This is a genomic window from Ancylobacter defluvii, from assembly GCF_018390605.1.
Taxonomy (GTDB): domain Bacteria; phylum Pseudomonadota; class Alphaproteobacteria; order Rhizobiales; family Xanthobacteraceae; genus Ancylobacter; species Ancylobacter defluvii.
Map to the genome: position 1 here is coordinate 41,845 of NZ_JAHBGD010000004.1, position 20,532 is coordinate 62,376.

21 protein-coding genes are annotated in these 20,532 nt (G+C 69.2%); 16 read left to right on the plus strand and 5 right to left on the minus strand.

What is annotated here, in order from left to right; all coding sequences use genetic code 11:
- Nucleotides 1-66 precede the first annotated feature (66 nt).
- Nucleotides 67-525 carry a YbaK/EbsC family protein gene (locus KHC24_RS02130; RefSeq protein WP_213359042.1) on the minus strand — a complete coding sequence of 153 codons (459 nt, stop codon included), beginning with the start codon at nucleotides 523-525 and terminating at the stop codon, nucleotides 67-69.
- Nucleotides 526-721: 196 nt separating this feature from the next.
- Between KHC24_RS02130 and KHC24_RS02135 the strand changes: the two genes are divergently transcribed.
- The 13 genes from KHC24_RS02135 (at nucleotide 722) to KHC24_RS02195 (ending at nucleotide 13,058) form a co-directional block, all read left to right on the plus strand.
- Nucleotides 722-2,056 carry an ABC transporter substrate-binding protein gene (locus KHC24_RS02135; protein ID WP_213358944.1) on the plus strand — a complete coding sequence of 445 codons (1,335 nt, stop codon included), beginning with the start codon at nucleotides 722-724 and terminating at the stop codon, nucleotides 2,054-2,056.
- Nucleotides 2,057-2,353: 297 nt separating this feature from the next.
- Entirely contained in the window at nucleotides 2,354-3,289 is a 936-nt protein-coding gene (locus KHC24_RS02140; protein WP_246546076.1) for a carbohydrate ABC transporter permease, read from the plus strand.
- Nucleotides 3,286-4,263, plus strand: a complete 978-nt coding sequence (locus KHC24_RS02145; protein WP_213358947.1) for a carbohydrate ABC transporter permease — start codon at nucleotides 3,286-3,288, stop codon at nucleotides 4,261-4,263. Before KHC24_RS02140 ends, KHC24_RS02145 begins: the two co-directional genes overlap by 4 nt.
- The gene (locus KHC24_RS02150; RefSeq protein ID WP_213358949.1) at nucleotides 4,260-4,466 is read left to right on the plus strand and encodes a hypothetical protein; all 207 of its coding nucleotides are present in this window, start codon (nucleotides 4,260-4,262) and stop codon (nucleotides 4,464-4,466) included. Before KHC24_RS02145 ends, KHC24_RS02150 begins: the two co-directional genes overlap by 4 nt.
- A 4-nt stretch (nucleotides 4,467-4,470) precedes the next feature.
- Entirely contained in the window at nucleotides 4,471-5,613 is a 1,143-nt protein-coding gene (locus tag KHC24_RS02155; protein ID WP_213358951.1) for an ABC transporter ATP-binding protein, read from the plus strand.
- Nucleotides 5,606-6,637, plus strand: coding sequence for an ABC transporter ATP-binding protein (locus KHC24_RS02160; protein WP_213358953.1), 1,032 nt, complete (start codon nucleotides 5,606-5,608; stop codon nucleotides 6,635-6,637). Before KHC24_RS02155 ends, KHC24_RS02160 begins: the two co-directional genes overlap by 8 nt.
- Before the next feature lie 156 nt (nucleotides 6,638-6,793).
- A complete protein-coding gene (locus KHC24_RS02165; RefSeq protein WP_213358954.1) occupies nucleotides 6,794-8,443 on the plus strand; it encodes a dihydroxyacetone kinase subunit DhaK in 1,650 nt (549 codons plus the stop codon).
- 29 nt (nucleotides 8,444-8,472) lie between these two features.
- The gene (dhaL, locus tag KHC24_RS02170) at nucleotides 8,473-9,087 is read left to right on the plus strand and encodes a dihydroxyacetone kinase subunit DhaL (RefSeq protein WP_213358955.1); all 615 of its coding nucleotides are present in this window, start codon (nucleotides 8,473-8,475) and stop codon (nucleotides 9,085-9,087) included.
- Complete coding sequence (gene dhaM, locus KHC24_RS02175; protein WP_213358956.1) at nucleotides 9,084-9,506, plus strand: dihydroxyacetone kinase phosphoryl donor subunit DhaM; 423 nt, start codon at nucleotides 9,084-9,086, stop codon at nucleotides 9,504-9,506. Before dhaL ends, dhaM begins: the two co-directional genes overlap by 4 nt.
- Nucleotides 9,506-9,856: an HPr family phosphocarrier protein gene (locus tag KHC24_RS02180; protein WP_213358957.1), complete on the plus strand. Its 351-nt coding sequence runs from the start codon at nucleotides 9,506-9,508 to the stop codon at nucleotides 9,854-9,856. The genes dhaM and KHC24_RS02180 overlap by 1 nt, the downstream gene beginning before the upstream one ends.
- Entirely contained in the window at nucleotides 9,828-11,591 is a 1,764-nt protein-coding gene (locus KHC24_RS02185; RefSeq protein WP_246546066.1) for a putative PEP-binding protein, read from the plus strand. Before KHC24_RS02180 ends, KHC24_RS02185 begins: the two co-directional genes overlap by 29 nt.
- A gap of 3 nt (nucleotides 11,592-11,594) precedes the next feature.
- A complete protein-coding gene (locus tag KHC24_RS02190) occupies nucleotides 11,595-12,002 on the plus strand; it encodes a hypothetical protein (RefSeq protein ID WP_213358958.1) in 408 nt (135 codons plus the stop codon).
- Between the two features lie 54 nt (nucleotides 12,003-12,056).
- Nucleotides 12,057-13,058, plus strand: a complete 1,002-nt coding sequence (locus tag KHC24_RS02195) for a dihydroxyacetone kinase subunit DhaK (protein ID WP_213358959.1) — start codon at nucleotides 12,057-12,059, stop codon at nucleotides 13,056-13,058.
- Here the strand turns inward: KHC24_RS02195 and KHC24_RS02200 are convergent.
- Complete coding sequence (locus tag KHC24_RS02200; protein WP_213358960.1) at nucleotides 13,007-13,639, minus strand: NAD(P)H-dependent oxidoreductase; 633 nt, start codon at nucleotides 13,637-13,639, stop codon at nucleotides 13,007-13,009. The two genes, KHC24_RS02195 and KHC24_RS02200, sit on opposite strands and share 52 nt — an antisense overlap.
- A 90-nt stretch (nucleotides 13,640-13,729) precedes the next feature.
- Between KHC24_RS02200 and KHC24_RS02205 the strand changes: the two genes are divergently transcribed.
- Nucleotides 13,730-14,635 carry a LysR family transcriptional regulator gene (locus KHC24_RS02205; protein WP_213358961.1) on the plus strand — a complete coding sequence of 302 codons (906 nt, stop codon included), beginning with the start codon at nucleotides 13,730-13,732 and terminating at the stop codon, nucleotides 14,633-14,635.
- 7 nt (nucleotides 14,636-14,642) lie between these two features.
- Here the strand turns inward: KHC24_RS02205 and dmeF are convergent, their stop codons facing one another.
- From dmeF to KHC24_RS02220, 3 genes are all read right to left on the minus strand, one after another.
- Nucleotides 14,643-15,587, minus strand: a complete 945-nt coding sequence (gene dmeF, locus KHC24_RS02210) for a CDF family Co(II)/Ni(II) efflux transporter DmeF (RefSeq protein ID WP_213358962.1) — start codon at nucleotides 15,585-15,587, stop codon at nucleotides 14,643-14,645.
- Complete coding sequence (locus tag KHC24_RS02215; protein ID WP_213358963.1) at nucleotides 15,584-15,856, minus strand: metal/formaldehyde-sensitive transcriptional repressor; 273 nt, start codon at nucleotides 15,854-15,856, stop codon at nucleotides 15,584-15,586. The genes dmeF and KHC24_RS02215 overlap by 4 nt, the downstream gene beginning before the upstream one ends.
- 100 nt (nucleotides 15,857-15,956) lie before the next feature.
- The gene (locus KHC24_RS02220; RefSeq protein WP_213359044.1) at nucleotides 15,957-17,201 is read right to left on the minus strand and encodes an MFS transporter; all 1,245 of its coding nucleotides are present in this window, start codon (nucleotides 17,199-17,201) and stop codon (nucleotides 15,957-15,959) included.
- 187 nt (nucleotides 17,202-17,388) lie between these two features.
- Between KHC24_RS02220 and KHC24_RS02225 the strand changes: the two genes are divergently transcribed.
- Nucleotides 17,389-18,306 (plus strand): LysR family transcriptional regulator, encoded by a 918-nt coding sequence (locus tag KHC24_RS02225; protein ID WP_213358964.1) that lies wholly within the window; start codon nucleotides 17,389-17,391, stop codon nucleotides 18,304-18,306.
- A 572-nt stretch (nucleotides 18,307-18,878) separates the two neighbouring features.
- Complete coding sequence (locus KHC24_RS02230) at nucleotides 18,879-20,441, plus strand: alkaline phosphatase family protein (RefSeq protein WP_213358966.1); 1,563 nt, start codon at nucleotides 18,879-18,881, stop codon at nucleotides 20,439-20,441.
- Nucleotides 20,442-20,532 lie beyond the last annotated feature (91 nt).

A 20,532-nucleotide genomic window follows, 5' to 3' on the forward strand; every position in this document is an offset into this window, starting at 1 on the left:
GCCCCCGCCCACGGCCATGCCCCCGCCCACGGCCATGCCCCCGCCCACGGCCATGCCTCGACGCCCTTACTTGCAGACGTCGACCCAGACCGCGCCGGTGAGCGCGGCCATGCGGTCGGGCGCGATCCGCAGCGCCGCATGCGGCGAGCCGGCGGCCGGCACCACCTCGTCGAAAGCCTTCAGCGACAGGTCGCAATAGACCGGCAGCGGCGTCGCGAGGCCGAACGGGCAGACGCCGCCGATCGGGTGGCCGGTCAGCGCCGTCGCCTCCTCGGCCCCGAGCAGGCTGGTCTTGCCGCCGAAGGCCGCCTTGGCCTTGGCGTTGTCGAGCCGCGCCTCGCCGCCGGCCACCAGCAGGAAGGCGCGCTCGCCCACCCGCAGCGACAGCGTCTTGGCGATCTGCGCCGGCGCCACCCCATGCCCGGCCGCCGCCTCGGCGACCGTCGCGGTGCGTACTGCCAGCTCGATGACGGCGATGTCGGGCGCCGTCGCGGACAGAAAATCCCGCACCGATTGCACGCTCATGTCCCGCTTTGCTCCCAGCTTGCCGACGGCCGCGAACATGCCCGATTCGTCCATTGCGGCGCAGCATCGAATTACCCTTGCGTTGTTGAGCAAATTGAACATAACTAAACACAAAGCTAAACGCGGCCGGACGCCACCGGCACGCAAATGCCAACCGAGGGGGCAAAAGACCCGCCTCGTTCTCTGGGAGGAGAGCATGCTGAAGACGTGGAGGCCCCTTCTCGGGGCGGCGGTAGTCTGCGGGTCGCTCGGTGGAGCGCTCGCCGTGCCGCAGGCGGCGCAGGCCGAGCAGCTGACCCTGTGCTGGGCGGCATGGGATCCGGCCAATGCCTTGGTCGAGCTGTCGAAGGATTTCACCGCCAAGACCAAGATCGACATGAAGTTCGAGTTCGTCCCGTGGACGAGCTATGCCGACCGCTTCCTCAACGAGCTCAACTCGCAAGGCAAGCTGTGCGATCTGATCATCGGCGACAGCCAGTGGGTCGGCGGCTCGGCGGAGAACGGCCATTACGTCAAGCTGAACGACTTCTTCGCCAAGGAAGGCATCAAGATGGATGACTTCGTGCCGGCGACCGTCGTGGGCTATTCCGAATGGCCGAAGAACACGCCGAACTATTGGGCGCTGCCGGCGATGGGCGACGTGGTCGGCTGGACCTACCGCAAGGACTGGTTCGAGAAGCCGGAGCTGCAGAAGGAATTCAAGGCCAAGTATGGCTGGGATCTCGCCGCGCCCAAGACCTATGACCAGCTCAAGCAGATCGCCGAATTCTTCCAGAAGCGGCAGATCGACGGCAAGACCGTCTATGGCGCCTCGATCTATACCGAGCGCGGCTCGGAAGGCATCACCATGGGCGTCACCAACGTCCTCTATGACTGGGGCTTCATGTATGAGAACCCCAAGAAGCCCTATGAGATGCAGGGCTATGTCAATTCGCCGGACGCGGTGAAGGGGCTGGAATTCTACAAGTCGCTCTATGATTGCTGCACCCCGCCGGGCGCTTCCAACGTCTACATGGTGGAATCCGCCGATGCCTTCAAATCCGGCCAGGTGGCGATGCAGATGAACTTCGCCTTCACCTGGCCCGGCCTCTACAAGGACGAGAAGGTCGGCGGCAACCGCATCGGCTTCTTCCCCAATCCGGCGGAGAAGTACCATTTCGCCCAGCTTGGCGGGCAGGGCATCTCGGTGGTGTCCTATTCCGACAAGAAGGGCGCGGCGCTGCAATACATCAAGTGGTTCGCCCAGCCCGACGTGCAGGCCAAGTGGTGGCAGCTCGGCGGCTTTTCCTGCCTGAAGGCGGTGGTCGACGCCCCCGGCTTCAAGACCAGCCAGCCCTACGCGCCGGCCTTCCTGGAATCCATGGCGATCGTCAAGGATTTCTGGGCCGAGCCGAGCTATGCCGAACTGCTCCAGGCCATGCAGAAGCGGGTGCATGACTATGTCATCGCCGGCAAGGGCACGGCGAAGGAAGCCCTCGACGGCCTGGTGAAGGACTGGACCGAGGTGTTCAAGGACGACGGCAAGATCTGACGGCGGATGGCGGGGAGGGGGCGTGCTCTCCCCTTCCCCGCCGGAGAGAGATCTTCGACCAATCCGTCCCGAACGCCTCCTTGTTCTTCCCTCCCCACGTTGGGGAGAGGTGGCCCGCGCAGCGGGTAGGTGAGGGGGTACGCGATGGCGAAGCCTGAGAAGACCCCTCACCCCAGCCCTCTCCCCCACGGGGAGAGGGAGCTGCCGGGCCGCATTCGGTCCTCCGCTCCGGCCCAACCCGCTCATCCATTCAGGTGAGAGACCGTGACCGCTTCACACGACACCTTCTCCGAAAAGATGGCTGATGCCGCCATCCGGGCCACGCCCGAGCCGCTCGCCGTGCGGGTGCGCGGCCTGTCGGACCGCGCCATCGCCTGGCTGTTCATCGCCCCGACCATCGTGCTGCTGCTGGCGATCAACATCTTCCCGCTGTTCTGGGCGATCTACCTGTCCTTCACCAATTTCCGCGCCAACCGGCCGAACGCGGTGGTGCAGAATGTCGGGCTCGGCAATTACTCGCGCATCCTCAACGATCCCGACATCTGGGCGTCGATGCAGACCACGGCGCATTTCGTGTTCTGGACCATCGTGCTGCAGACGCTGATCGGCTTCGCGCTCGCCTATCTCATCGACCGCAAGTTCCGCGGCCACGCCTTCTGGACCACACTCATCCTCATTCCGATGATGCTGTCGCCGGCGGTGGTGGGCAATTTCTGGCGCTTCCTCTACGAGCCGCAGATCGGGCTGTTCGCCTATGCCGTCTCCTTCGTGTCGGGCATCCCGACCTCCGACATCCAGATGCTCGGCAACGTCCATCTCGCGCCCTGGGCGATCATCATCGTCGATACCTGGATGTGGACGCCCTATGTGATGCTGATCTGCCTCGCCGGGCTGCGCTCGATTCCCGACTACATCTATGAGGCGGCCGAGGTCGACCGCGCCTCGCCCTGGCGGCAGTTCTGGTCGATCACCGTGCCGATGGCGCTGCCCTTCATCATGCTGGCGGTGCTGTTCCGCGGCATCGAGAACTTCAAGATGTTCGACATGGTGAACCTGCTCACCGGCGGCGGGCCCGGCTCGACCACCGAGGTCGCGTCCATCGCGCTGAAGCGCGACGCCTTCGAAGCCTGGGCCACCGGGCGCTCCTCGGCCTTCGCCATCGTGCTGTTCGTCGCGGTGTTCGGCCTCGCCAACATCTATGTGAAGGCGCTCAACAAGGTGAAGCAGAGATGAGCTCCGCCAAATCCGCTGCCACGGCAACCGCCAGCTCCGCCCATTCCGTCGTCGAGCCCAGCCCGACCTCGAAGCGCGTCGCCGGCGCCATCGTCATCCTCTATGCGCTGATCACCCTGGTGCCGCTGGTGTGGATCTTCCTCACCAGCATCAAGTCGCCGCCGGATTCGATCTCCTACCCGCCGAAGATCCTGTTCACGCCGTCGCTGGAAGGCTACTGCAACCTGTTCACCACCCGCACGCGGCAGACGCCGGACTACATCGCCGCGCTGCCGCCGCCGTCCGGCGTGTGCGACGCGGTGACCCGCGAGCGCAACATGGTGATCGCCGGCGCGTCCAACTTCCTGCCGCGCTTCGCCAATTCGCTGATCATCGCCTTCGGCTCGACCTTCCTCGCCGTGTCGCTCGGCACGCTGGCGGCCTATGGCTTCTCGCGCTTCAAGGTGCCGCTGGCCGACGACCTTTTGTTCTTCATCCTGTCGACGCGGATGATGCCGCCGATCGCCGTCGCCATCCCGATCTACCTGATGTACCGGCAGCTCGGCCTGTCCGACACCGCGCTGGGCATGATGCTGCTCTACACGGCGGTCAACGTCTCGCTCGCGGTCTGGCTGCTCAAGGGCTTCATCGACGAGATCCCGCGCGAATATGAGGAGGCGGCGATGATCGACGGCTACACCCGGTTGCAGGCCTTCTTCAAGGTGGTGCTGCCGCAGGCCACCACCGGCATCGCCGCCACCGCCATCTTCTGCCTGATCTTCGCCTGGAACGAATACGCCTTCGCCTCGCTGCTCACCTCGGGCAGCGCCCAGACCGCGCCGCCCTTCATCCCCACCATCATCGGCGAGGGTGGGCAGGACTGGCCGGCAGTGGCGGCGGGCACCACCATCTTCCTGGTGCCGATCCTGGTCTTCACCATCCTGCTGCGCAAGCAGCTCTTGCGCGGCATCACCTTCGGGGCGGTGCGCAAATGACCGACCACACGCTCACCCACAAGAAACCCCGCCGCCCGGTCTTCCTGCGCCGCGGCCCGATGGAGGCGTTGGCGGTTGCCATCATCGCGCTCGGCTTCCTGATGCTGTTCCAGCCCTTCGTGCTGGTGCTCTACACCTATTCCTTCATCACGCTTCTCGCCGGCACGGTGATGTTCACCATCGTGTCGAAGTTCCCGGAGTAGGCTCATGGCCGAGATCAGGGTCGATCACCTCCGCAAGGCCTTCGGCGATTTCGTCGCGGTGCAGGATTCCTCCTTCACCGTCGAGGATGGCGAGTTCCTCGCCCTGCTCGGTCCGTCGGGCTGCGGCAAGACCACCACGTTGCGGATGATCGCCGGGCTGGAGCTGCCCACCGGCGGCGGCATCCATCTCGGCGGCGACGACGTCACCTACAAGCGCGCCAGCGAGCGCGACATCGCCTTCGTGTTCCAGCTGTTCGCGCTCTACCCGCATATGAACGTGCGCAAGAACATCGGCTTCCCCTTGCTCTCGCAAGGTGTGCCGAAGGCGGAGATCAAGCGGCGCGTCGAAGAGACGGCGAAACTGCTCCAGATCGACCACATCCTCGACAAGTCGGTCTCCGGCCTCGCCGGCGGCGACCGCCAGCGGGTGGCGCTGGGCCGCGCCATCGTGCGGCGGCCGAAATGCTTCCTGATGGACGAGCCGCTCGGCACGCTTGACGCCGAATTCCGCGACGTGATGGTCCGCGAGCTGCGCGAACTGCACAACCGCATCCACGCCACCACCGTCTACGTCACCCACGACCAGATCGAGGCGATGGCGATGGCCGACAAGATCGCGGTGATGAACCACGGCATCATCGAGCAGTTCGCCACCCCGCGCGAGATCTACAACCGCCCGGCCTCGATGTATGTCGCCGACTTCATCGGCTCGCCGCCGATGAACTTCCTGCGCTTTTCCGCCGGCCTGCCGAAGGGCGCCCGCATCGCCCGCATCGACGGGGCCGATGTGCAGATGCCGGAGCTGCGCGCCGATGTCGCCCCCGGCGAGCTGGCGCTCGGCGTGCGCCCCGAGCACATCCGCTTCTCGGATGCCTCGCCTTTGCGCGGGGCGATCTATGGCGCCGAATATCTCGGCACCAACCAGATCGTCACGGTGGAGACGGCGGGCGGCCTCGTCCGCGCCCGGCTTCCCGCCGAGCGCAGCTACCGCATCGGCGACCGGGTCGGCCTCAGCTTCGTCGCCGACCGGCTGTCGCTGTTCGATTGCCGCAGCGGCCGCGCCATCCCGTCGACGCTGCACGAGGGCACGCTCGCCCGCGATACCCGCCACCGCGAGGTGCGAGATCTGGAGGTCGGCCATGGCTGATGTCGCGCTGAAAGGCGTCACCCGGAGCTTCGGCGACAAGCGTGCGGTCGACGGCCTCGACCTCCACATCGCCGATGGCGAATTCGTCGTGCTGCTCGGCCCCACCGGCGCCGGCAAGACCACGACGCTGCGGCTGATCGCCGGGCTGGAGAAGCCGGATGCCGGCACGGTGGAGATCGGCGGCCGGCCGATGAACGGCGAATCCGCCGCCGGGCGCGACGTCGCCTTCGTGTTCCAGCAATATTCGCTCTACCCGCATCTCACCGTCTACGAGAACCTCGCCTTCCCGCTGCGCTCGCCGGCGCGGCGGATGGACAAGGCCAGCCTCGACGCCCGCGTGCGGCAGGTGGCGAAGATGGTGCGCATCGACCACAAGCTGGAGAACCGCTCCACCCGGCTCTCCGGCGGCGAGATGCAGCGCGTCGCCATCGGCCGGGCGCTGGTCCGCCGGCCGTCCATCTATCTGATGGACGAGCCGCTCTCCTCGCTCGACGCCAAGCTGCGCGGCGAGCTCAGGCTTGAGCTCAAGCGCATCCAGAAGGAGCTCGGGGCGACGCTGCTCTACGTCACCCACGACCAGATCGAGGCGATGACCATGGCTGACCGCATCGGCATCCTCGCCGAGGGCAGGCTGGTGCAGATCGGCACGCCGCGGGAGATCTATGCCAACCCCGCCAACCTCCACGTCGCCGCCCGGCTCGGCCAGCCGCACATCAACCTGATGCCGGCCGACCTGCTGCCCGGCGTCGCGGCGCCGGCCGGCACCCGCACCATCGGCGCGCGCACCGAGCATCTGGAGATCAGTCGCGCCCGCCAGGGCAGCGCTGGCCTCGGTCCCGACGGCAATGCCGAGGTCGATTGGATCGAGCATCTCGGCGACCAGAACCACCTGCACATCAAGGTCGGCGGCCACAAGCTGGTGACGCTCGCCGATCCCGACCTGCCGGTCGAGGCCGGCGACCGGATCAGCGTGCGATTGAAGCAGCCGCTCTATTTCGGTGGCGACGGGCAGCGGCTCGCGTGACATGAAGGGGGAGGCGCCGCGCGTCGCCGCGTCGCCTCCAAGCGTCGGCCAGGGCCTTTCTCCGATCGGGTGGACTCACTTGATCGGAAAGAAAATGCTCTGGATTCAAGAGTTTGAGCTAGATCTGGACGGATCGGGCTCGGGGATCGGAAGGCAATGACGAAACATTTCTTCAACCGCCGCGAGGCCATCGTCACCGAGGCGCTGGACGGGCTGCTGCGCACCACTCCGCCCGGCCGGCTGGCGCGGCTGGACAGCTATCCCGACATCAAGGTCGTCATCCGTGCCGATTGGGACAGGCGACGTGTGGCGGTGGTCTCGGGCGGCGGTGCCGGCCATGAGCCCTCGCATGCCGGTTTCGTCGGCCGCGGCATGCTGACCGCCGCGGTGTCGGGCGAGATCTTCGCCTCGCCGAGCGTCGAGGCGGTGCTCACCGCCATCCGCGCCGTTACCGGCGAGCCGGGCTGCCTGCTCATCGTGAAGAACTACACCGGCGACCGGCTGAATTTCGGCCTCGCCGCCGAGCGCGCCCGCGCCGAGGGCTTCAAGGTGGAGATGGTGATCGTCGCCGATGACATCGCCCTGCCGGATCTTCCGCAGCCGCGCGGCATCGCCGGCACGCTGTTCGTTCACAAGATCGCCGGCCATCACGCCGAGGCAGGCGAGGACCTCGCCGGCGTGGCGGCGGCGGCGAAGGCGGCGGCGCACGACATCGCCTCGCTCGGCGTGTCGCTGTCCTCCTGCTCGATTCCCGGCCAACCTTTCACCGAGCGGCTCGGCGAGAATGAGGGCGAACTTGGCCTCGGCATTCATGGCGAGCCGGGCGTGGAGCGCATCGCGGTGCAGCCGGCCGATGCCCTCGTCGCGCTGATGGAGCAGCACCTGGCGCCGAAGTTGGCGCCGAAGCTGGCGGCGGATGCCGCCTATGCGCTGATCATCAACAATCTCGGCGCGGTGCCACCGCTGGAGATGAGCCTGATCGCCGACAGCGTGCTCCGCTCCCCGCTGGGCGCCAATGTGAAGCTGGTCATCGGTCCGGCGGCGCTGATGACGGCGTTGAACATGAACGGCTTCTCGCTGTCCTTCCTCAAGCTCGACGCCTCGCGCGAAGCCGCCCTCACATCGGCCGTCGAGCCGCTGGCCTGGCGCCCGGCGATTGCCGCCAGCCCGGTCGCCGTGGTGCCGGCTCCCGCCGCGCCGCATGCGGCGGCGCCGCCGTCCAGCGCCGACCCGACTGCCGAGGCGGTGATCCGCACCGCCTGCACCACCCTTATCGGGCTGGAGCCCGAGCTGAACCGTCTCGACGCCAAGGCGGGCGACGGCGACACCGGCTCCACCGTCGCCACCGGCGCCCGCGCCGTCGAAGGCAAGCTCGCGAGCCTGCCGCTGGCCGACACCGCCGCGACGCTCGCAGCCATCGGCGAGACGCTGGCCACCGCCATGGGCGGGTCGAGCGGCGTGCTGCTCTCCATCTTCTTCACCGCGACCGCCAAGGCGACCGCCGAAGGCAGGGACCTGCCCGCGGCGCTGCTCGCCGGCCTCGACCGCATGACCTTCTATGGCGGCGCCACCCCCGGCGCGCGCACCATGGTCGATGCGCTCGATCCCGGCCTGAAGGCGCTGGCGGCGAGCGGCATTGCCGATGCGGCGGCGGCGGCCGGCGCCGGCGCCGAGGCCACCAAGGCGATGATCCATGCCCGCGCCGGTCGCGCCGCCTATGTCGCGGCGCGCGATCTCGAAGGGTCGCCAGATCCCGGCGCGGTGGCGGTCGCTGCGGTATTCGCGGCACTGGCGACGCGGGGATAGCCGGGTCGAACCGGGCAAGGGAGGAGCCGATGCATCTCGACGCCACCGACCTTGCCGCGCTGATCGGGCTGTGCCGGGCGGAGATCGACCGGCATGGCGAGCATCTGAGCGCGCTCGACAGCGCCATCGGCGACGGCGATCACGGCGCCAATATGCGGCGCGGCCTGGAAGCGGTGTTCGCCGAGCGCGACGCCATCGCCGCGCTGCCGCTGCCGGCGGCGCTGGAGCGGATCGGCCTGGTGCTGGTGATGAACATTGGCGGCGCCGCCGGGCCGCTTTACGGCACGCTGCTGATGGAGCTGGGGCGCGGCCTCGGCATCGCCGACACGCCGGAGGCGTTCGCCGCGACGCTGGAACATGCCATCGCCGCGGTGGCGCGGCGCGGCCGCTCCGGGCCCGGCGACAAGACGCTGCTCGACGTACTTTACCCCGTGCAGGCCGAGGTGGTAAGGCGCTCGGCGCCCGGGCGCATCGCCGCCTGCGCCCGCTCGGCGGCCCATTCCACCGAGGCGATGCAGGCGCGGCGCGGCCGGGCGTCGTTTCTCGGGCCGCGCTCCATCGGCCACGAGGATCCCGGCGCCTCCAGCTGCGCCCTGCTCACCGCCGCCATCTGCGGCTATTTCGAGGAGCACCGCCCGTCATGAACGCGCGTGCCGCCCAGCCCGCCTCTCCCTCCTCGGCGAATGTCGGCATCGTCATCGTGTCGCACTCGCCGCTGGTGGCGAAAGGCGCTGCCGACATGGTGCGCCAGATGGTCGGCGACTGCGTGCCGCTGGCCTGGACCGGCGGCAACGCCGAGGGCGGGCTCGGCACCCATGTCGCCGGTATCGCCGCGGCGATCGAGGCGGCGTGGTCGGAGGCGGGGGTGGCGGTGTTCGTCGATCTCGGCGGCGCCGAGACCAATAGCGAGATGGCGGTCGAGCGGCTGGATCCGGCGCGGGCGGCCCGCGTCGCCATCTGCAATGCACCGCTGGTCGAGGGGGCGGTGGTGGCCGCCGCCGAGGCATCGGGCGGCTCCAGCCTCGCCAAGGTGGTGGCCACCGCCGAGGAGCTCGCCCCCTGATGAGCGAGTTCAGTCCCGCCTTCCCGCGCGAGCGCAGCGGCACTCGCTGGCAGACCGAGGTGGAGGTCACCCACGGCATCGGCCTGCATGCGCGGCCCTCGGTCGCCTTCACCCGCCTCGCCAAGAGCTTTCCCTGCGCCATCGAGGTGGCGGTGGACGGCTCGGCCGACTGGCTGAACGGCAAGAGCATCGTCAAGATCATGGGAGCCCGCATCCGCCGCGGCACCCGCCTGCGCATCCGCGCCGAGGGGGCCCGCGCCGAGGAGGCGATCGTCGCGCTCGGCGAGCTGGTGCGGCGCAATTTCGATGAGGACCGCAAACATGGCCGCCCCGATGGCCGGCCCGCGTGAGCTGCGCGGCAAGCCGGCGTCGCCCGGCCGGGCGCTCGGGCCGGCGTTCCGCGCCCCGGCCGCAGCGGCGCCGTCGCTTCCCGCCGGCGGGGATGCCCGCGCGGCGCTCGCCGCCGCCGTGACGCTGGCGATCGAGGAATTGCGGGTGCTCGCCGCCGGGGCGGATGCGCAGAGCGCCGGCGTGCTCGATTTCCAGATCGAGATGCTGCTCGATGAGGACATGCTGGAGCCGGCGCTGCGGCGCATCGCCAGGGGGGAGGGCGCGGCGCTGGCCTGGGCCGGCGCCATGGACGCTCATATCGCGACATTGGTCGCGGATTCCGAGGCCCACGACAAAGACGCCTTTGCCGAAAGTGTTGAGGAGTGCAGCGCCGGCGAAGACGCCTTCGCCGAAAATGTTGAGGAGCGCGCCGCCGGCGAAGACGCCTTCGCCGAAAATGTTGAGGAGCGCGCCGCCGGCGAAGACGCCTTCGCCGAAAATGTTGAGGAGCGCGGCTCCGGCGAAGACGCCTTCGCCGCGCGGGCCTCCGATCTCGCGGACCTCAAGCAGCGCGTGCTCGACGCGCTCGCCGGCCGGGCGCGAGCGGATTTTCCGGAAGCCGCCATCTATGTCGGCCAGGACATGCCGCCGAGCCTGTTCCTCGCCCATGACTGGTCGAAGGGCGGCGGCATCGCGCTGGCGGCCGGCAGCACGGTCAGCCATGTCGCCATGCTCGCTCGCGCCCGCGGGGTGCCGATGGTGATCGGCCTCGGGCCGCTGGCCATACCAAGCGGCCAGCCGCTGCTGGTCGATGGCAGCGAGGGGCTGGTGCGCCTCGATCCCGGCGAGCCGGTCGCGGAGGTTCTCATCCCGCCCGCCATCCCCGCCGCTGCGTCTGTCCCGCCCCGCGCGGAACCGGCAGTTGATGCTTTCCGGCTCAGCGTCAATCTCAACAGCCTCACCGATCTCGATGCCGTCGATCCCGCCGCGGTGGACGGCGTCGGGCTGGTGCGCAGCGAGTTCCTGTTCCTCTCGCCGGCGGAAGCGCTGAGCGAGGAGCGGCATGTCGCCTGCTATCGCCGCATCGTCACGCGCTTCGCCGGTCGCCCGGTCACTCTGCGCCTGCTCGATCTCGGCGGCGACAAGGCGTTGCCCGGCCTGATCGAGGGCGGCCCGGCCTCGCTGCTCGGCGAGCGCGGCATCCGCTTCCTGCTGGCGCATCCCGAGCTTGCCCGCATCCAGGCGCGGGCGATCCTGCGCGTCGCCGCGCTCGGCCCGGTCAGCGTGCTGCTGCCGATGGTGACGCTGCCGGCGGAGGTGACGGCGATGGCGAAGCTGTTCGACGAGGAGGCGGCGCGCCTTGCCCGGCTCGGCGTGCCGGTCCGCCGCCCGCCGCTCGGCATCATGGTGGAGGTGCCGGCGGCCGCCCTGACGCTCGACCTGTTCGCCGAGGCGGCGTTCTTTTCGGTGGGGACCAACGACCTGATGCAGTATCTGTCGGCGGCGGCGCGCGACAATCCCGCCGTCGCCCCGCTCAACACCGGCTCGGAGACCGCCTTGTTCCGCCTGTTGGCCCAGATCAGCACCGCCGCCCATGCGCTCGGCAAGCCGGTGTCGGTCTGCGGCGATCTTGCCGGCGATCCCGAAGCGGTGGCGCGGCTCATGGCGCTCGGCTTTCGCGATTTCTCGGTGGCGCCCTCGCGGCTGCCCGCTTTGCGCGCGTTGCTGCGCCGGCCCGCCATGGCGGAGGGCTGAGCGTTGGCGCGGGAGACCGACGAGGCGGTGATCGCCTACAAGACCATTCTCGCCGGTCTGCTCGACAACCGGCCCTCCGGCACCCGCCAGCGGCTGGCGAGCGCGCTCGGCAAGCACCGCAGCTTCGTCACCCAGGTGACCAGCCCGACCTATGACACGCCGCTGCCGGCGCGGCATCTGCCGACGATCTTCCGCGTCTGCCATTTCAGCCCGGCCGAGCAGGAACGCTTCCTTTCCGCCTATGAGGCGGCGCATCCCGGCAAGCTGCCGGATGTCGGCGGCGGCGACAAGCTGCGCGCCTTGACGCTGATGGCGCCGGATTTCGCCGACGAGAAGAAGAACCGCCAGTTCGACGACGCCGTCGCCGAGTTCGTGCAGAAGATGGCGGCGCTGGTGAATGGCGGTGAGTGAGCGCCCCTGCCATAGCGGCGGCCGCCGCCGGATTCCGCACCGGAGCGCCGGGCGATGAAGAAGATCATGAACGCCCCGGAGCGTTTCGTCGCCGAGAGCCTTGAGGGGCTGGTGCGCGCGCATGAGGATCTCGTCGTCTTCGGCGGCGAGCGCAAATTCATCCGCCGGCGCCATCTCGCGCCCGGCAAGGTGGCGGTGATCTCCGGTGGCGGCGCCGGCCACGAGCCGCTGCATTCCGGCTTTGTCGGGCACGGCATGCTGGATGCCGCCTGCACCGGCCATGTCTTCACCTCGCCGACCCCGGACCAGATCGTCGCGGCGATGGACGAGACCGATACCGGCGCCGGCTGCCTGCTCATCGTCAAGAATTACGACGGCGACGTGATGAATTTCGAGATGGCGGCGGAGATGGCCGCCTCCCGCCACGCCATCGAGACGGTGATCGTGGAGGACGACGCCGCCACCGGCCCGGCGGTGCGCAGCCGGGGCCGGCGCGGCGTCGCCGGCACCATCGTGGTGGAAAAGCTGCTGGGCGCCGCCGCCGAGCGCGGTGCCGAGCTCGGCGCGCTGAAAGAGCTCGGCGAGGGCCTCAATGCCCGCATCCGCTCGATGGGCGTCGCGCTGCGCGGCGTGGCGATGCCGAACAATCCGCGCGAGACCTTTGACCTCGGGCCGGAGGAAATGGAGATCGGCGTCGGCATCCATGGCGAGCCCGGCCTCACCCGCACCGGCTTTGCCGATGCCGATGCGATCATCCGCCGGCTCGGCGAGGCGATCCTCGCCGAACTTCCCCCCGAGTTGCTTGGCGACCCGGACCTGCGGCCGCTGCTGCTCGTCAACGGCTTCGGCGGCACCCCGCCGATCGAGCTCTATCTCGCCTATGGCCTTGCCCGCCGCTTCTTCGAGGCGCACGGCATCGTGCCGGTCCGCTCGCTTACCGGCACCTTTGTCACCTCGCTCGACATGGCCGGCCTGTCGCTGACGCTCGCGCTGCTTACCCCGGATCAGCTGGCGCTCTGGGGGGCGCCGGTGGCGACGCCGGCGCTGAGCTGGTGAGAATGCGCCGCCGGCGGCGTCGCGGCGATCCAGTCCGCGAGCCGCGCGGCATAGGCCTCGGCGGCGGCGTCCAGCTCCTCCACCGGCACCTTGTCGGCGCCGTAGACGACGAACGGCGCGGCCAGTTCGAAGCGGCAGCGATGCGCGGTGGCGCGCAGCGGCGCCAGCAGTGCGTCCAGCGCGAAGGGATTGTCGGCACCGGGCCGGTAGGCCTCGGCGGGGCCGCCGGCGGTGAGGGCGAGCAGCAGCGGCAAGCCCTCGATCCGCCGTCCCTCGCTCTCATAGGCGAGATAGAACATGCGGGTCAGCACCGCGTCCTGCCACGCCTTGAGCAGCGGCGGCGTCGCATACCACTGCACCGGGAATTGCAGCACCAGGCGATCGGCGGTGATGAGGCGCGCCGCTTCGCGGGCGCCGTCGGCCTCCATGTCCATGCCGTGCGGATAGTGGGCGGTCATGTCGACCACCTCGACATCCGGCAGCCGCGCCGCCGCCCTGGCCAGCCGGGCATTGGCGCGCGAGCGGCCGGGATCGGGGTGGAACAGCAGGATCAGCGTGTTGCCGGCGGGGGTGTCGCGCATGGTCGTCTCCGTGATGCGGTGTCGACGGCACGATGCGCGCGGCCAGAAAATCATTCCAATCGATTATAGATATAGCTAATTATTCGTCTGATGAATTTACGTTCGCTCGATCTCAACCTGCTGGTGGTACTGGACGCGCTGCTCGACGAGGCCCATGTCGGGCGGGCCGCCGAGCGGGTCGGCCTGTCGCAGCCTGCCGCCTCGGCGGCGCTCCAGCGCTGCCGCCATGTGTTCCGCGATGCCCTGCTGGAGCGCGGGCGCGGCGTCATGCGCCTCACGCCGCGGGCGCAGGCGCTGCGCGCGCCGCTGAAATCGCTGCTTGCCGAGGTGGCGACGCTGGTCGATACCGCGCCGGTGCCGCTGCACGAGCTGCGGCAGACGCTGCGCATCGTCATGACCGATTATCCGGCATTGTTCGTGCTCGCCCCGCTCGCCGCCCGGCTGCGCGACACCGCCCCCGGCCTCGATCTGGTGGTGCAGCCCTGGCTCAGCGCGGATGCGGCGCGGCGGGCGCTGGCCGAGGGCAGCGCCGATCTCGCCGTCTCGGTCTTCGCGCCCGGCGAGGATGGGCTCGGCTACGAGCATCTGCTCGACGAGCATTATGTGGTGGCGATGCGGCCCGACCATCCCGCCGCCGCCGGCTTCGATCGCCAGCTCTGGCTCGCCAGCCCGCACATCGTCGTCTCCGGCCGTGGCGAGCGCACGACGCCGGTGGACGAGGAACTGGCGCGGCGCGGCCTCGCCCGGCGCGTCGGCCTGGTGGTGCCGGGATTCCAGATGGTGCCCATCCTGCTGCGGCAGACCGACATGATGGCGCTGCTGCCGTCGCGGGTCGCCGCGGCGGAGGCCGGGCTCGTCACCTTTCCGCCGCCGGTGCCGGTGCCGGGCTTCCCGCTGCACCTCGCCTGGCACCGGCGCCGCGCCGGCGATGTCGGGCTGCGCCATGTCGCCGGCCTGCTTGCCGAGCTTCTGCGCGCCACGCGGCCGATGGACTGACCGCGGCTCAGGCGGCGGCGCGAGGTTCGACCTCCACCGTCACATGCGACAGGTCGTGGATGTGGGCGAGCTTGGCGCGGTAATAGGCCGGCGGCTGCGGATCGGCGCTGCGCAGCGCCACGATGGCGCCGTGATGGCCGGGGCCGAGCTGCCAGACATGCAGGTCGGTGATCTCGTCGCCATCGGCCTCCACCGCCTCGCGGATCTCGTCCGGCAGGTCCTCGCCGGGCTCGACATAGTCGATCAGCACCGCGCCAGCATTCCGGATCAGGCCGAAGGACCAGCGGGCGATGACGAGGCCGCCGACGATGCCCATCGCCGGATCGAGCCACAGCCAGCCATAGAGGCTGCCGAGCGTCAGCGCCGCGATGGCGAGCACCGAGGTCAGCGCGTCGGTCAGCACGTGCAGATAGGCGGCGCGCAGATTGAGGTCGTGCGCCGGGGCGTCGCCGTGATCATGGCCATGATGATGTCCATGCCCGTGATGATGCCCGTGGTCGTCGCGCAGCAGGAAGGCGCTGGCGAGGTTCACCGCCAGGCCGAGCACCGCCACCGCGATGGCCTGCGGAAAGTCGATGGCGGTCGGGCTGTAGAGCCGCACCAGGCTTTCCCAGCCGATCAGCAGCGCGATCAGCGCCAGCACCACCGCGCTGGCGAAGGCGGCGAGGTCGCCCAGCTTGCCGGTGCCGAAGCTGAAGCGCGGATTATGCGCATTGCGCCGGGCATAGAAATAGGCGAGGGCGGTGATCAGCATCGCCGCCGCATGGGTCGCCATGTGCCAGCCATCGGCGACCAGCGCCATCGAGCCGAAGACGCTGCCGGCGACGATCTCGCCGACCATCATCGTCGCGGTGAGGGCGATCACCAGCCAGGTGCGACGCGCGTTGCGGTCATGGTTCTCGCCGAGGAACACATGGGTGTGCGGCGAGGCAAGGCGGGCGGCATCGCTCATTTCATATAGGTCCGGATGACGTCGATCAGCTGCCGGGCGCCCGCCTCGCGGGCCGCCGGGTCCTCGACGCCGAGCACATGCTCGTGGATGTGGTCTTCGATCAGCTCGGCGGTCAGGCCGTTGATGGCGCCGCGCACCGAGGCGACCTGGTTCAGCACCTCAGTACAGGGCGCCTCCGCCTCCAGCGCGCGCTCGATCGCCTCCATCTGGCCCTTGAGCCGGCGGATGCGGGCGATCAGCTTGTCCTTGTTCTTCGTCGTATGGCTCATAGGTGATAGGGGTATCCCCTATATGGAGCGCACGCAAGCCCCGTCCGTCCGTCGGTGGATGGCCAGGGCGTGGGAATGTTCCGAACCTGCCTCGGCGGCTTCAGCGCGTGGTGGCGGGCCGGGCCTCGCCGCGGCGGCCAGCGAGGGAGAGCAGCGCGCCGACGAGCGCCAGCCCGCCGGTGAGGGCGACGATCGAGGTCCAGCCGCCATGCTCCCAGAACCAGCCGCCCATCGAGCCGGTGAGGCTGGAGCCGATATAGTAGAACAGCAGGTACAGCGAGGCGGCGTGGCCCTTGGACATTCCGGCCAGCGGGCCGACCGAGCTCGAGGCCACCGAATGGCCGATGAAGAAGCCGGTCGCCACCAGCGCCACCCCGCCGGCGATCGCCACCAGCGAGGCCGACAGCGTCAGCAGCACCCCCGCCAGCATGATCAGGAAGCCGGCGACCAGCAGCGGCCGGCGCCCGAAGCGGTCGGCGAGGCTGCCGGCCAGCGAGGAGGAGACGATGCCGAAGCCGAAGGCGAGGAACAGCATGCTCACCGCCGACGGGCTCAGCCCGTAAGGCACGCCGGACAGCCGGAAGGTGGCGTAGTTGAACAGTGTCACGAAGATGCTGGTGAGCACGAAGCCGATGGCATAGACGCGGATCAGCGCGCGGTTGCGCAGGTGTCCGCCCCAGGCGGCAAGGTGGAAGCCTAGGCCGAGGCCGCGCTGCGGCTGGAAGTTGCGCGAGGGCGGCAGCAGCAGCACGAAGCCGATCGCCGAGGCGACGCACAGTGCCCCGAGCACCCCGAGCGCCACCCGCCAGGAGGCGAATTCGGTGGTCAGCCCCATGCCGACGCGGCCCATCATCGCCCCGAAGGCGGTGCCGCCAATATAGAGCCCCATTGCCTTGCCGAGATGCCTGGGGGCGATCTCCTCCGCCAGATAGGCCATGGCCACCGCCGGCACGCCGCCGAGCACGAAGCCCTCCAGCGCGCGGGCGAGCAGCAGCGTCGGCCAGCTCGGCGCGAAGGCGGCGGCGAGGTTGAACGCCGCCGCCAGCGCCATGGAGCCGAAGATCAGCCCGCGCCGGCCCAGCACCTGCGAGAACGCACCGGCCAGCACGATGGAGACCGCGAGCAGCCCGGTGGTGAGCGACAGGGCCAGCGAGCTCTGCGCCGGGCTCAGCGCGAAGCTGCGCGCGAAATCCGGCAGCAAAGGCTGCACGCAATAGATCAGCGCGAAGCTGGCGAAGCCGGCGAGGAACAAGGCGAGGCCGGCGCGGCGATAATCCGCCGTGCCCCGCTCGATCCAGGCCGGCGCCGGCGCCACATCGAGCCCGATTCCGTCGGGCACCACCATGTCCGGTGCGGCGCGCAGGGCCGTGGCGGAGGCGGCACGGTCGAGGAAGGCGGGCGAGGCGGCAGCGGCAGGCGAGGACATTGGGGCGATCCGTAGGGGCAATCCCGGTTTCGCCACGGAGATAACCATGCCCGGATCATCTGTCTAATATATGGAAATGTTATTCTTCATATGTAATACGTATGGGATGGAACTGCGCCACATCCGCTATTTCATCGCCGTCGCCGAGGAGCGGAACTTCACCCGCGCCGCCGCCCGCCTCGGCATCGGCCAACCGCCGCTGAGCTCGCAGATCAAGGATCTGGAAGCCGAGATCGGCACCCAGCTGTTCCACCGGGTTGCCCATGGAGCCGAGCTGACGCCGGCCGGCACGGCGTTCCTCGCGACGGTGCGTTCGATGCCGGACACCGCCGCCGCCGCCGTCCACGCCGCCCGGCGCGCCGCGCGCGGCGAGACCGGCGAGCTGAGCGTCGGGCTGACCGGCACCGCGGCGCTCAACCCGCTGTTTCCCGCCGCCATCCGCTCGTTCCGCCGCACCTATCCCGATGTCGAATTGAGGATCGTCGAGGCGAATTCGGTGGTGCTGCTGTCGAGCCTCGTCGAGGGGCGGCTCGACGTCGCCATACTGCGCCCGGCCGAATCCGATCCCGAGGAACTGCGCGAGGAGCGGCTGATCGACGAGCCGCTGGTGGCGGCGCTGCCGGCCGGCCATCCTGCCGCACAGGGCGACAAGGCGGCCGCTTCCCGCCCGCTCGATCTGCTCGTGTTGAAGGAGGAGCCATTCATCCTCACCCCGCGCTCGGTCGGCACCAGCCTGCACGATGCCGCGCTCGCCGCCTGCCGCGCGGTCGGTTTCGAACCCCGGCTCGGCCAGCCGGCGCCGCAGATCGCCTCGATCCTGTCGCTGGTGGCCGCCGAGTTCGGCGTCTCGCTGGTGCCGGCCTCGCTGGGCGATCTCAACGTGCCGGGCGTAGCGTTCCGCCGCCTGCGCGCGCTGGAGCCGCATGTCGGGCTGGTGGTGGCCTATCGCAGGCACCGCCCGCCGCAACTGGTGCTCAACTTCGCCAAGGTGGCGCGGGAGGCGCGGTCACTCACGCTGCCATGATGGGGGCTCCCATGGGCCTTCTCGCGCTCTGAGGCATGGCGCGCCCAGCGAGATGTCCGGCAGGGCATCGAGCCATGGGTCGGCTGCGTCGCCGTCGAAGGAGAATCGTCCGCCGAGGAAGACGTAGCGCCGGCGTGCGCCATTGCTGAGCGGATATTCGACGCCGGTGGGCACATCTAGCGGCTGAACAACAATGCCGGCATCATGGCCTGTCCGGAGGCACGGGTCGGGCTGGGCGGCGACAGTTCGGCACCCGTCATCGTCCTTTGCGCTGACAACCCGCCTTGGCTGGCCCTTTCCGGTGGGGAGGGGTTCGCCTCTGCATTCTCCGCCGTTCTTCGTTAGTCGGCGGGGCTTTGGGACGATGCGCGGTTTCGGTGCGCCTCACTCGACCGGCTGGGGCAAGCTGCTGGCAACAGGGCGCTCCCGCTGCACCCCGGCAAGTTCCCCGCCGGCGCGGGACAAGGCCGGTGCGGTTTGCCGCAGCGAGCGGCGGCAATTTCTCCTATGCTGCCGGCGGTGGCGCGCCCGCGTCGCCGTCCAGCCTTCGCCAGCCCGTGACGGCCCTCCCCATGATCCAAGCTGCTTCCGCAGGCGCGCCGGCGCCCGACCGTCGTCCCAACATCCTGCTGATCACCGCCGACCAGTGGCGCGGCGACCTGATGGCGGCCGGCCGCCCCTTCGGCGGCCTGACGCCCAATCTCGACGCGCTGGCCGCCGCCGGCACCAGCTTCGCCGGCCATTTTTGCCAAGTCTATCCCTGCGGCCCCTCGCGCGCCTCGCTCTATACCGGGCTCTATGCCCACAAGCACCGCTCGGTGGCCAACGGCATGCCGCTCGATGCTCGCCATCCGACGCTGTTCACCGAGCTGCGCCGCGCCGGCTATCTGCCGACGCTGTTCGGCTATACCGACACCACGCTCGATCCTCGCGGCCGGGCGCCACGCGACCCCGATCGCGGCACCTACGAGAATCTGTGCCCCGGCATCGCCGCCGGGCTGGTGCTCACCGAGCGGGCGACGCCATGGCTGGCGCATCTCAAGGCGAACGGCTACCGCGTTGAGGATCCCGATGCCGGCCGCGAGGCGATCTTCGCCCAGCGTCGCTTCGGCGAGCCGGCGGTGTTCGCCGCCGAACATTCCGAGACCGCCTTCCTCACCGACCGCTTCCTCGACTGGCTTGGCGTTGCCGGCAAGGCGCCGTTCTGCGCCCACCTGTCCTTCATCGCCCCGCATCCGCCCTTCGGGGCGGCGGATCCCTATCATCGTCTCGTCGACCCCGCCGACATGCCGGCGCCGGTGCGCGGCGCTGACCCTTCGGTCGAGGCCGGCCAGAGCCCGCTGATCGCTGCACTGATCGGTCGGATCGGCCTCACTGCACACCTCATCGGCCTCACCGGGCGCGCCGCCGACATGGATGACGACCTCATCCGACGCATGCGCGCCATCTATGCCGGCCTCGCCCATGAGGTGGACCACCATCTCGGCCGCATCTTCCGGGCGTTGAAAGAAAATGGCTTATGGGACAATACCTTGATCGTCTTCACCGCCGATCATGGCGAGCAACTCGGCGACCATTGGCTGCTCGGCAAGACCGGCTATTACGACCAGTCCGCCCATATCCCGCTGATCATCCGCGACCCACGCCCCGCTGCCGATAGCGGGCGAGGCAAGTCACTGGATTCGCTCACGGAATCGATTGACCTGCTGCCGACTGTGCTGGAGGCGGCGGGCGTGCCGGTGCCACGTAATTGTGATGGCCGCAGCCTTCTCTCCCTCTGCGCCGGTGAGGCGCCTCCCGCGGATTGGCGCGATGCCGTGCAATGGAGTTTCCATTTCGGCGATATCGCCGAGCGACGGATGGAGCATGCCCTCGGCTTGCCCACCCGCCTTTGCCATTTGCAGGTCATTCGAAGCAAATCTTTGAAATATATCGCTTTTGCTGGGCTTCCGCCGGTGCTGTTCGACCTCGCCGCCGATCCCGCGGAGCTGACGGATCGCGCCGCCGATTCCTCGGCGGCATCGCTGCGGCTGGAAGGAGCCGAGCGTCTGCTCCGCTTCCGCCAGCATCACGAGGAGGAAACCCTCACCGGTTATCTGGCGAAGGATGGGCAGTTTCATGAGGAGGTATCATGAGGGCGTCCAACGGCGGCAGCGCAGGTCGGGCGGCGAGTTGACGTTGCGCGTATCGGGTTTTGCCGGTGATCGGAGCTATAGAATTAAATTA

Coding starts and splice junctions, on each gene's coding strand:
- dmeF (WP_213358962.1), bottom strand. CDS start 15,587: ATGAGCGATGCCGCCCGCCTTGCCTCGCCGCACACCCATGTGTTCCTC.
- KHC24_RS02150 (WP_213358949.1), top strand. CDS start 4,260: ATGACCGACCACACGCTCACCCACAAGAAACCCCGCCGCCCGGTCTTC.
- KHC24_RS02145 (WP_213358947.1), top strand. CDS start 3,286: ATGAGCTCCGCCAAATCCGCTGCCACGGCAACCGCCAGCTCCGCCCAT.
- KHC24_RS02205 (WP_213358961.1), top strand. CDS start 13,730: ATGAATTTACGTTCGCTCGATCTCAACCTGCTGGTGGTACTGGACGCG.
- KHC24_RS02225 (WP_213358964.1), top strand. CDS start 17,389: ATGGAACTGCGCCACATCCGCTATTTCATCGCCGTCGCCGAGGAGCGG.
- KHC24_RS02215 (WP_213358963.1), bottom strand. CDS start 15,856: ATGAGCCATACGACGAAGAACAAGGACAAGCTGATCGCCCGCATCCGC.
- KHC24_RS02185 (WP_246546066.1), top strand. CDS start 9,828: ATGGCCGCCCCGATGGCCGGCCCGCGTGAGCTGCGCGGCAAGCCGGCG.
- KHC24_RS02220 (WP_213359044.1), bottom strand. CDS start 17,201: ATGGTGGTGCCCGACGGAATCGGGCTCGATGTGGCGCCGGCGCCGGCC.
- KHC24_RS02155 (WP_213358951.1), top strand. CDS start 4,471: ATGGCCGAGATCAGGGTCGATCACCTCCGCAAGGCCTTCGGCGATTTC.
- KHC24_RS02130 (WP_213359042.1), bottom strand. CDS start 525: ATGAGCGTGCAATCGGTGCGGGATTTTCTGTCCGCGACGGCGCCCGAC.
- KHC24_RS02165 (WP_213358954.1), top strand. CDS start 6,794: ATGACGAAACATTTCTTCAACCGCCGCGAGGCCATCGTCACCGAGGCG.
- KHC24_RS02180 (WP_213358957.1), top strand. CDS start 9,506: ATGAGCGAGTTCAGTCCCGCCTTCCCGCGCGAGCGCAGCGGCACTCGC.
- dhaM (WP_213358956.1), top strand. CDS start 9,084: ATGAACGCGCGTGCCGCCCAGCCCGCCTCTCCCTCCTCGGCGAATGTC.
- KHC24_RS02195 (WP_213358959.1), top strand. CDS start 12,057: ATGAAGAAGATCATGAACGCCCCGGAGCGTTTCGTCGCCGAGAGCCTT.
- KHC24_RS02140 (WP_246546076.1), top strand. CDS start 2,354: ATGGCTGATGCCGCCATCCGGGCCACGCCCGAGCCGCTCGCCGTGCGG.
- KHC24_RS02230 (WP_213358966.1), top strand. CDS start 18,879: ATGATCCAAGCTGCTTCCGCAGGCGCGCCGGCGCCCGACCGTCGTCCC.
- KHC24_RS02200 (WP_213358960.1), bottom strand. CDS start 13,639: ATGCGCGACACCCCCGCCGGCAACACGCTGATCCTGCTGTTCCACCCC.
- KHC24_RS02135 (WP_213358944.1), top strand. CDS start 722: ATGCTGAAGACGTGGAGGCCCCTTCTCGGGGCGGCGGTAGTCTGCGGG.
- KHC24_RS02160 (WP_213358953.1), top strand. CDS start 5,606: ATGGCTGATGTCGCGCTGAAAGGCGTCACCCGGAGCTTCGGCGACAAG.
- dhaL (WP_213358955.1), top strand. CDS start 8,473: ATGCATCTCGACGCCACCGACCTTGCCGCGCTGATCGGGCTGTGCCGG.